The following is an 11,174-nucleotide window of genomic DNA, read 5'->3' as shown; positions in this document are numbered from 1 at the left end:
GCACGCAGGTTATAGCCGTAGGTTTTGAAGGTCATGGCCATCGAATGATTGAAGCCGTCCCTTGCCTTAGCCATGTACTTATTGAAAACGGAATCACGCGGCAGGTGGCAGTCGACACAGGTCGCCCGTCCGCGATGTGAACTGTGTTGCCAAGTCGCATAGTGAGTGTTCATGGTGTGACAGGTGATGCAGACCTCAGGTTCTCCTGATAGGTAGGAGAGCATCTTCGATTCGGCAACCAAGTAAAAAAACATGCCGATCACCGCCACAACAGAACAGATGGCCACAACTCTCATAGTGCCTCCTCTCGCTGTTGGCCACAGCTGTTAATGGTACGCGTTTTAGAAAGCGCTTTAGCTTGCTTTCCGATATCATAGTTTACTCCCATGTAACCTCCTCCTCATGCTTGGGATGCTCTCTTCTTTTTAACAAAACTTCTCCGACTAGCAACCGCCACGCAGAGAAAAGTGTATATCTTTAAATATATAGCTTTGCGCATGCTTGCTTTATTTTCTGCGAGTAACATCTATAAACTCTCATACTACAGATTGGTAACACCTTGAGCGGGAATGTAGCCATGCAGCAGAAAACCAAGTTCGTTATCCCTAGTGCACTGGCGAATTAGGTCCACTTACAAAATCAAGAACGGTCCCCATCAATTTGTTTATTGCTTTATATTGCTCTAATGGAGCCGCAAGAATTTGATCCTCAGCCTGAATAAACTCACCCTCAACAAGTTCATCCCTGCAGTTTGTCACGATGGCCTGCGCTGAATCTGAGGTTGTCTCTAAGTGGAATTGCAGTCCTATTACATTGGCTCCTACCTGAAATGCTTGATTACGACAGGCACTGCTTGAGGCAATACGAACGGACCCTGGAGGCAGATCGAATGTTTCGCCATGCCAGTGAAAAACGTTAATTTCTTCCGGAAATTGGAATGTAGCTTCGTCAGCAGTGGCAACCGGTTGAATCGGAAACCAGCCGATTTCTTTTTCGGCATTGGGAAAAACTTTACTTCCCAACGAATTCGCTATGAGTTGAGCCCCCAGGCAAACTCCAATGATAGGTACACCTGCCTTGATAGCATTTCGGATGTATGTTTTTTCGAGCTCCAGCCAGGGGAATTTATCTTCATCGTTTACGCTCATGGGGCCGCCCATGATGATGAGCATATCGATAGAGCCAAGATCAGGGAATTCAATAGATTTATAGAGCTGGGTGCTCGTTATTTCATATCCAGCATGTTCAAGCCATGCTTCTACGCTTCCTAGCCCTTCAAAAGGGACATGCTGTAGATAGTGCGCTCGCATTAATTCTTCCTTTTTGAAGCAAAAGAGCCAGAGAGAGAATCCTTATCCGGCCATTCATCACAGCTGCTTACTTAATAAATACGGCTCAACAAGAAAGGCTGTCCCATAAGGAACAGCCTTTCTGTGTCATTGCTTAGTAAATCTATTTCTTATGCTCTGACCGCAAGGTCTTGGCCAAGGCTTTAATCTCGCCAAGGTCTTCGGTCATCATGTTCCAGCCATACCAGTAAGCGTAGTCCGGATTGACGTGGAAGAAAGCCTGATAGGCGCGCATCCGGTGCTTCATGTACATGCGAACCAGAACCTGGTCAATGAAAGACAGTTCGTCGAGCTTCTCGTTCCAGGCGGCACCATTCGTGTGCATGAAGGTCAGCAGGAACGGGTAATTGAAGGGATAACCTTCCGGTTTTTTGATGATGCCATCTTTGTAGAGTTCAGCCACCGTGTTGATCGCTTCCGCCATCAGGCGGTCTGCTTTGCCCAGAATCGCATCGCCCATGTCGAGCTGCTCTTTTGCATAGGCTGCGGAGTGACACTGGTTGCAGGTCTTCAGCATCTTGTCCCGCTCTTTTTGCCAGGAAACCTGATCGAGGCGAGCCATGTCGACAGCCTTAACGGCATCGAGAATGGCGGTCGGCTCACCGGTTTCCGGGTTGAGTACGCCAAGGGCTTTTAGGATAGTTACACGATCAGCAGCTTCCTGGGGATCTTCAGGCAGCGGCAGACGAACACCGAGGAAACCCCAGGCGGTGCGATTTTCATGGGTCCCGTCCGGCAGGTGACAGGTCTGGCAGGTCGGAGCTGCTGCACCTTCTGGCAAGCCGCCTTCTTTCTGGATGAAGTAGCGGGCACCATGCTTGGAGCTAGACCACATTTCCCATTGAGGGTGATCGTAGCCCATGTGGCACTGCTGGCAGGCTTTCGGGTTCTGCGCTTCTTTCAAAGAGAAAGCATGACGAGTGTGGCACTCATCGCAGGAATTATTCTGATAGCGATAGCCCTTGGCTAGCTGGTCAGCTTTTTGCTCATCGGTTTTGATACCCATGTTGTGGCAGCCGCCGCAACCGCGGCCACCTTCGATCAACTCATCTGGTGCAAAATGAGTAGCCGGAATCGCGTTCAGGGAAGTCCATCCAAAATTATGTTTACCATGAGAGAAAGAAGTGAACTGTTCTTCGTGACACCCGGCACAGACTTTTTCGTCCGGAAGTTGAGCTTTTTTATAATCTTCAGCAGAGCTGTGCGCTTTCCCGTGACAGCTGGCGCAGCCGACGCCCATATCAGCGTGTTTACTGACCTGCCAGTCCTTGACCATGCCGGGGGACGTTTTGCTGTGACAGTCGACACAGGCATCATTGGCTACTGCCACCCCTGCAGTCGTAAACATAACGACAAGCAGGAACAGCAGCGTAAATCTTTTTTTCATCTTTGACCTCCTCTTTTATCGAGTGTGATTGGTATTCCATTCAGCTGGGGATGTTGAATGGACTGTTTAAGTGCGCCTGATGTGAATCTCGATTCACATCAGGCGCGAAAAAAAAACGAGGATGCAATTGCTTTATCTAGTCCCTCCGTACTCCGGCGATGAAGACTTCCCAGGCGCTTTCGGTCTGTGCCTCAAAATCATAATAACCATCACCCAATTGCCTTAAAAAAATAGCCGGCTGTATCAGACCAAGAAACATGAAGGCCAGGGTGTCGGGATCTAAATCTCGCTGGACCTGCCTGCACTCCTGAGCCTGGGAAAACAGCTCTGAAACTTTTTCCAGGTAGCGGCGCACTCCAGTAAACAGTTGCTGCTTTCTTTCGCAACCGTACTCTGACACACCGGTGTAAAAAACATAGCGGGAGACCCCATCGCTTTCCTGAACAAATGCGACATGCAATTTCAGTAATCGATGCAAACGCTCGACAGGGTCGGAACTGTCGGCACAGACAATCCGAATATTTTCGAGCAGCTTTTCCGTAATCAGTCGATTGACAGCCAGGAGGATTTGCTCTTTTCCCGAAAAATGCCGGTATATTGCCGAGGGTGCCAAGCCTAGAAGTTTGGCAATCGCAGCGATGCTGAACGATTCAATACCACCTTCTTTGATCAAACTCAGTGCTGCAGCGGCGATCTGCTCTTGTCGGATCTCGGTAGCAAGCCGTTCCGTTACCTTGTCGGATCGTTGTGAATTAGTGTTCACATCCATCGATGAAGTTTAACTTAGGTGGCACTCTGTTTGTCAAGAACGATCTATGTGTCAATTTCTTCGCTGATTTCCCATGCAAAGCAAACGGATACTGCAACTGCTCAATGATTAAAGCGATCAATCATGGGGACCAGCCACTGATAATCCTGATAGCCAAGAGCACTCTCCCAATGACCGGATACCATACTGATCCCGGCAACGTAGATGCTCAATACAACAACCGGAAACACCCAACGTAACAAAGGCCTTCGAAGTCCGCCCAGAGACATGGAGAGAGATTTGTGCGGACAGGACTCAACACAGGTCAGCAGAAAAATCCCCACTGGCCAAGATTTCGCCAAAATGTTGTTTTTTGCCAAAGCATTTTCGTACTCATCTTTTTGACTTCCTGCTCCATTCATTTGCGCGTTACTGGTAGAGCTCTCTGCAGTTCCTTACTTAACGTCCGTAACTTCTGAGCCTAACCCTAAAAGTCCCCGGGCAAGTGAAAGTGCCAGCCGAGCGATACCGACTGTTGCTTTCGCTTCCGCAGTGAGGCTTTGCGTTTTCAGAAAATCGGCCTCAGAGTCAAGAACGTTGGTTATGGTCCCTTTGCCTACTTCGTACTTGAGTTGCTCAATCCGCTGTGCTTCCTGAGCCTGAACAGCCATTCTGCGGGCCACTTCAAGCTTTGCCCGAGCGCTTTCGAGATCACTGTGGGCAATTTCGGTCTCTTCAAGAACAGCAATCCGTTTGCGCTTAAGTTGCTGTTTCATGATGTTCTGATTGGCCTTTGCCTGAATCAGCTTTCCATTTCTGGAATGACCGTCCAGAAGTGGAATCTTGAGGCGAATACCAACGGTTACGTCATCCTCCCACTTTTCATCGGCCGTTTGCATGGTCGAGTCCACGGGATCATCAGCCCCATAGATACCGGCAACACCCCAAAGTTCGATTTCTGGTCGGTACCGCAGCCGAGCTTCTTTTACCCGGTACTGCGACGTCTGTAGCTCTTTTTCAAGAGCGACGACATCCGCTCTCCAGTTCGTATCGTCCGAAACATTCTCTGAAAGTGAAGACGCCAGCAGCTCAGTCTCCTCGGTTATCGGCAGAAGAGGAGGCAACTGCTGTTCGAGACCGAGCAATCCTGCCAATACGGCTCTTCGTTTTCTCTTGATCCCGTGGTAATCAACCAAAGTATTTTCAACCTCCGCCAACTGAAGTTTAATCTTTAACCGGTCGATATTTGGAACTCTTCCCTGTGAAATAAGCAGTTCAGTTTTTTGTTCTAAGGCATAGAGGCTTTCGCGAGAGGCTTCTGCAGCCTTTAGCAAATCATCAAGGGCCAGTATCGAAAGGTACTCTCTTGCGACAGCAAAAATAATTTCCTGCTTGTGCCTTTGCTCTTGCAAAAGACTTGCCTTTTTAGTTGATGTCGCAGCCTCCACGGCCGCATGGGTCCGCCCGAAGTCGGTCAACAAAACACGAGCGGAGAGTGTCGTCTGAAAAAGCTGCCGGTCGAAGATCTGGCTGGCGGGGGCTAAGCCGGGGACAACAGCATGACTCTCTTTTGAACTGCTGATCCCGCTCTCCAGGTTTACTTGCAGCTTTCCTGGAGCGGCAGCAACGCGTATTCCCCCCTCATGTAAAGCGGTCTGTGCCTGAGCCTGAACAAGGCCCGGGTTGTTTTGCAGCGCAATTCCCACGGCCTTTTCGAACGAAAGTTGTGCCGGCAGTTGCATGGCACGAACCTGATTCCCTGAAAATAAAGTGAAGATCAGCAGCAGTCCCATGCTGACAGGAATTCTTTTTCCCTTATTCAATAGAGTGGCAACACGCTCTGTTAAGGAATCCAGTGTCGAATAAATAACCGGGATGATGACCAGGGTGACGACCGTGCCGAACAACAGTCCGGACGCAGCGGCAATGCCAAGCGGACTCATCCTTTCCAGGCCGACAGCCATTTCGAAAATCAACGGTGAAAAACCGACAACCGTTGATACGGCGGTCATGAGAATCGGCCGAAGGCGCAGCTGAACCGATTGCAATATGGCTTCATCCTTTGCTGTTCCACAGCGGCGTGCTTCAAGAATAAAGTCCAGCATCAGGATAGCGTTATTGACGATGGTCCCCCCCAACAGAATAATTCCCATCAGAGCAGGCATACAGAAGGGTTTGTTGAAGGCCAACAAGCCCCACATCCCCCCTGCTGCCGCAAGAGGAATCGACAACATGATTGTGAACGGATGCAGAAAGGATCTGAACAGAGCCAGCAACAGAATGAACAGTAACACCAGCCCAATCAGCAGAGCCTGCCCCAGTTCCTGCCCGCTTTCGTTCATGTCACGCAAGGTGCCGGCGATCTGCAACGTATAACCGGCCGGAAGCTGAAGATCTTTCAGGCGCTGCTGTGCCTGCTGCGTGACTTCCGCAATGGTTAACACCTGGTTTCCTGCGGTGATATCGATGGTACTGGTGAGATTTTCACGCGTCAGAAAGGGCTGATCACGGAGTTCTTCTAGACTGGCCAGATTGCTCAACGGAACCGGTCCATAAGTGGTTGGAACCGAAATCTGTTTCAGTTGGGAGATGTTCCGAACCTGGTCAGCTTGATAGCGAACCCGGATAGGAATATCGAGAAAATTTTCTAAAGACATCGTAGAAGCAACTCGTCCCTGTACTGCCGTACGCAAAACCGTCGCGACTGATGCCGGAGAAGTCGCATAAAGGCGGGCCAACTCAGGCTCCACAGCGACTTGCTGTTCAACCTTGTCCTGGTACCATGTTCGCCGCAAATCAAGCAGTCCCGGCGTTCCGCGTAACCGTTGCAGAACCTTGTCCGCCAGACGATCTAAAACCTGGGTGTCCGGCCCGGAAAGAACGATATTGAAGGGTGCCTTTGTTGTTGCAACCGGTGTCGCTCCGTACTCTGAAACCCGAAAGGTCCTCAGGCCTTCGATCAAAGGCAACTGTTGTCGCCAGTCTTCCTCAATCTGCCAGATAGACCTGGATCGTTCTGTGCGCGGTGACAGATGAACGGTTATCTTGCCGGCCTGGGCGGTTCCGCCACCACCACTGAAACTGATGGCATCGATCTCTGAGCCGACAACGGCTGAAATCGATTCAACCTCCGGGGTCCTCTGCAACAGATCTTCCACACGATTCAAAACCGCTTCGGCCTGTTGAGGTGGCAAAGAGGAACTGGTGTCAAATTCAATGATAGCTATTCCGGTGTCCATAGGCGGCATCTGCTCCCCGCCCAGCAATGGTTTCACAACCCGCATGGTGAAGATCAGAAAAATAACCGTGATGCCGAGAAACAGAAATCTATGGTTTAGCGCCGTTTTGACCCAACCGAGATAAAACCTCGTCACCAGGTCCAGTGTTACCATCATCGGTTTAGCAAGGAGCGCAAAGAACTTTCGGCTTTGCTGAGCTTTACCCAACAAACGGGAAGCCATGATTGGGATGACTGTCAATGAAATCAACAGTGAGGCAACTAGTGTCGAGATAATCATAATGTTGAGCGGTTGCATGATTCTGCCGGTGTAACCGCCGGCAAAAAGAACCGGAATCAATACGACCACGGTTGTCAGCATCCCGGCGGTGATCGGGGCGGCGACCTGCCGAGCCCCCAGGACTGCCGCGTCTCGATTGGATAATGAAGCCGTCGTAGCATGATGCCGATAGATATTCTCCAACACCACGACCGATGCATCGACAACCATGCCAACCGCAACGATAAGGCCCGATAGGGTGACCATATTAAGTGTATAGGGACTGAACCAGAGAACGACCATCGCTGACAGGAATGACAGGGGGATGGCAACACTGACGACACTAGCGGCACGGAGGTTGGAGAGGAACGCTAATATCACCAGGACCGTCAAGACGACCGCCTGCCAGAGGGAAGAGCGCATACCACTGACATTGAGATTGATCAGAGGCTGTTGATCATCGGTCATGTCAAAATGGATGTCGGGATAACTCTTCTGAATGCCTGGAAGAGCTTGCTTTAAATTGTTTATGGCTGCGACAGTTTGCCCTTTCTCAGGACGCAGCACATTAATGGCTACAGCATTGATCCCATTGCCATGATAGATACTGCGCCGATCCGCTGTTCCCAACTCTACAGAGGCAATATTGCGCAGGTAAACCCTCCCCCCCACAGATGTTTTCAGGGGGAGATCTCCAAGCGAATCCATCTGCTTGAACTCGCCGGAAATGCGGAGCAAATGTTCTTTGCCAGCGGTATATACCGTACCGCCGGGGGCGCTGACATTCTGCAGTGCCAACAGGCGGATCACATCGTCAAGCGTCAGGCCATGGGCTGCTAAAGCATCGCGATCAACACGCACTTCTACTTCGTGACGATAGCCGCCGAACACCTGAACATCTCCGACCCCGGGAATCGACAGCAACCGGTCCTTCAAATCATTTTCAGCCAGCAGTCTGATGTCTGCCAGGCTTTTCAGACTGTCCGGCTCAGGACTCAAGGAAAGGGTGACCAAAGGGCGGGTCGCGTCAGTAATCCTGTAGAGTCGAGGTTCCGCGATATCTTGCGGTAAATTGCCGCGGACCCTGGAGATTGCATTCTGGACATCGATCACCGCCTCACCAATCGGCTTTGCGTATACAAACTCGACATTGATCGACGAGACCTCATCCCGTGAGGTGGAGACAATTCGCTTGATACCCGACAAGCTCCCCAGTTCTTTCTCGATGATCTTGGTAATATTATTCGTTACATCACGCGCTGCAGCGCCTTGTTGGGCGGTCACAATGACAACTTGAGGCGGCACTGTGTCCGGAAAAAGGTCGGTCGGAACCCGCCAGAAAGCAAAACTTCCCAGGCTGATGATAATCAGGGCCAGGGCAATAATGGCGTAAGGGTTTTTGAGGGAGAATTCCGGCAGGCTCATTCCATCACCTCGACAGCTGCACCGGCAGAAAGACGATTCCAGCCTAGAAACGTCGTACGGACGACAGAGGTGCCGGCAGAGATCCCTTCTATGGCGGCCATTTCGTCCTTGGCGGCGAGAAGCTTGACGAGGACCGGTCGAGTCACGCCATTTTCAACAATAAACACTGCTTTCTTGCCTTTAGGTGCCGGCACCAGACAATCTTCAGGAACCAGCAGGACATCATCAAATCTTTCCAGAACAACATCCACCGGGATAAAGCTACCGGCCCGTATTGTCAGACCGGGCGGCAAGTTGATCTCCACGGTCAGGGTGCGATCTTGGTTCAGAGCTGGATGGATTCTGGAAATCTGAAGTTGCTCGACAGTCTCAACTGTTTTAATCTTGACGCTCATCCCTGTTCTGATCGAGAGAGCTTCTTCTTGAGGAACGGTGAAAACCAGCTTGGAACAGCTCTCATCTTCGATTTCCAGGAGCTTCATGCCGGTCAAGGCGAGGTCACCAGGATCGACCAAACGTTTTCTAACCACTCCATCAAAGGGAGCGATTAAATCAGCATATGAGAGCTGGGTGACGGCCTGATCCAATCTTTTTTCAGCCGCATTGATCCGTTCCTTCATTGCCCTGAGTGAATGCTCGGTTGACTTGAGGCGTCCCTCGATCTCATGCAAACGATCAGCTGTCGCATCCGCTTCAGATTGGGCGAGAGCTCCTTCGCTGGCTAAAAAAGCATTCCTTTTTGCTTCCTGCTGCCAAAACTCAAGGTTCTTTTTTTGCGCCTGTTGTGTTGCCTGTAAAGCGGTTGATTGCTCGCGGCTTTCTCTCAATTGGGCACGGGCTTGAGCAACGCCAGCTCTTAGTTCGCGACGGTCCAATTGAATTAAAAGTTGGCCTTCGCGGACCAGATCCCCTTCAGAAACCAGAATCTTTATGACTTGAGATGTTATTCGGCTTGACAGGTGACTGACGCGACAGGATTCAACTTCAGACAAATATGAGTAGCCCTGTAGCAGCGATCCTCGTTCAACCGTTGCCATCCTGACTGGGACGAGACGCGAGGATTTCATCGCAGCTGTCGAGCTCTGCTGCTTTTTCTTAACAACCAGCCCTCCGGCTACGACAACAAAGCAAAGAATTATCAAAGCAATAATCATGCTTTTCTTCTGGATTTTTCTGCTACCCATCTCAAGCCCTTTCTTCCTGTACGCGTACTGGTCCTATTCGCCTATCCATCTTATGTGAATCACAATTCACTTAGCGTTCAAAAACAAGCGGGCAACAGAAAAAGTCACCCGCTTGTTTTGTTCGTGTCAGTTTAAATGAATGCGAATTCTCAATGACCAGCCATGATTGCAGCAACGTCAGTCTCAACGTCACCGATCGGCTTGATATCGAAGTTCTCGACCAGCACCTTGGCGACATTCGGTGACAGGAAAGCCGGTAATGTAGGCCCAAGACGAATGTGCTTCACGCCGAGAGAAAGTAGCGCCAGCAGCACCACGACCGCCTTTTGCTCGTACCAGGCGATGTCGTAGGAAATCGGCAGATCATTGATATCTTCAAGACCGAAAACCTGCTTCAACTGCAGAGCAATGTAAGCCAGCGAATAGGAATCGTTGCACTGCCCGGCATCAAGCACCCGAGGGATACCGCCAATATCACCGAGATTGAGCTTGTTGTAGCGATACTTGGCACATCCGGCGGTAAGGATAACACTGTCATTCGGCAGTGCTTCGGCCACATCAGTGAAGTAGCTGCGACTGGTGTGACGTCCGTCGCAACCGGCCATAACGACAAACCGCTTGATGGCACCGCTCTTGACCGCATCGACAACCTTGTCGGCCAAAGCCATGACTTGAGCGTGAGCGAAACCACCGACGATTTTTCCGGTCTCAATCTCAACCGGCGGCGCGCAGGTTTTTGCCTGTTCAATGATTGCGGAGAAATCCTTGCTGCCGCCTGCGGCGCGCTCGGCGATGTGCTTGGCACCCGGCCAGCCAGCCATGCCGGTGGTGTAGATGCGGTCTTTGTAGGCGTCCTTCACAGGAGTAATACAGTTGGTGGTCATCAGGATCGGGCCGTTGAAGGAAGCGAATTCCTTGTCCTGCTGCCACCAGGCATTACCATAGTTACCGACAAAGTGGTCGTATTTTTTGAAGGCTGGGTAGTAGTTAGCCGGCAGCATTTCGCTGTGGGTGTAGACGTCAACACCGGTGCCTTCAGTCTGCTTGAGCAACTCTTCCATATCTTTCAGGTCGTGACCGGAGATCAGGATGCCCGGCTTGGAGCCGACACCGATATTGACCTCGGTAATTTCCGGATTGCCATAAGCAGAGGTGTTGGCTTCATCGAGCAATGCCATGGTGGTCACGGCAACTTCGCCACATTTCATGACCTGGGCAACCATATCATCGACACTCAGGTCCTGAGTGGTCGAAACCAGGGCATCGACCATGTACTGATAGATTTCTGCTTTTTCATGTCCGAGCATCGCGGCATGATCAGCATAAGCAGCCATTCCTTTGAGGCCATAAATCAGCAACTCGCGCAGCGAGCGAACATCTTCATTCGGCTGAGAAAGAACACCAACGGTGGCTGCTTTAGCAGCGAATTCAGCCTCGGAACCGTTCCAGTTGACAGCGTCCTCGTTGCTGCTGAAACCGAGTTCGGCTTTCAGCGCATCACGTTTGGCGAAAGATTCTTTGATCAGTGCAGTGATACGGTCGTTATCGAAATTAGCGTTGGTGATGGTCGCGAACAACGCCTGT

The 11,174-nt window shown here is 50.8% G+C and carries 8 protein-coding genes; all 8 read right to left on the bottom strand.

The genetic code is table 11. The features are described 5' to 3' along the window. Nucleotides 1–296, bottom strand: a 296-nt coding sequence (locus tag BUB13_RS18290) for a NapC/NirT family cytochrome c (RefSeq protein ID WP_208610206.1), incomplete at its 3' end; no start/stop codon positions are given. 309 nt (nt 297–605) lie between these two features. Continuing rightward, nucleotides 606–1,310, bottom strand: coding sequence for a type 1 glutamine amidotransferase (locus BUB13_RS18285; RefSeq protein WP_072910198.1), 705 nt, complete (start codon nt 1,308–1,310; stop codon nt 606–608). 142 nt (nt 1,311–1,452) lie between these two features. Continuing rightward, nucleotides 1,453–2,736, bottom strand: a complete 1,284-nt coding sequence (locus tag BUB13_RS18280) for a multiheme c-type cytochrome (RefSeq protein WP_072910197.1) — start codon at nt 2,734–2,736, stop codon at nt 1,453–1,455. A 136-nt stretch (nt 2,737–2,872) separates the two neighbouring features. Next, entirely contained in the window at nt 2,873–3,505 is a 633-nt protein-coding gene (locus BUB13_RS18275) for a TetR/AcrR family transcriptional regulator (RefSeq protein ID WP_072910196.1), read from the bottom strand. Between the two features lie 101 nt (nt 3,506–3,606). Next, the gene (locus BUB13_RS18270; protein ID WP_072910195.1) at nt 3,607–3,906 is read right to left on the bottom strand and encodes a hypothetical protein; all 300 of its coding nucleotides are present in this window, start codon (nt 3,904–3,906) and stop codon (nt 3,607–3,609) included. A gap of 33 nt (nt 3,907–3,939) precedes the next feature. Beyond that, the gene (locus tag BUB13_RS18265) at nt 3,940–8,406 is read right to left on the bottom strand and encodes an efflux RND transporter permease subunit (RefSeq protein ID WP_072910194.1); all 4,467 of its coding nucleotides are present in this window, start codon (nt 8,404–8,406) and stop codon (nt 3,940–3,942) included. After that, nucleotides 8,403–9,560, bottom strand: a complete 1,158-nt coding sequence (locus BUB13_RS18260) for an efflux RND transporter periplasmic adaptor subunit (protein WP_161947667.1) — start codon at nt 9,558–9,560, stop codon at nt 8,403–8,405. The genes BUB13_RS18265 and BUB13_RS18260 overlap by 4 nt, the downstream gene beginning before the upstream one ends. Nucleotides 9,561–9,739: 179 nt before the next feature. Beyond that, a partial coding sequence (gene hcp, locus BUB13_RS18255; RefSeq protein WP_072910192.1) for a hydroxylamine reductase occupies nt 9,740–11,174 on the bottom strand: 1,435 nt, incomplete at its 5' end.

The sequence above is a fragment of the Malonomonas rubra DSM 5091 genome, assembly GCF_900142125.1.
Lineage (GTDB): Bacteria > Desulfobacterota > Desulfuromonadia > Desulfuromonadales > Geopsychrobacteraceae > Malonomonas > Malonomonas rubra.
The sequence above is the reverse complement of the archived record's forward strand: the minus strand, read 5'-3'. Positions and strand labels throughout refer to the sequence as shown.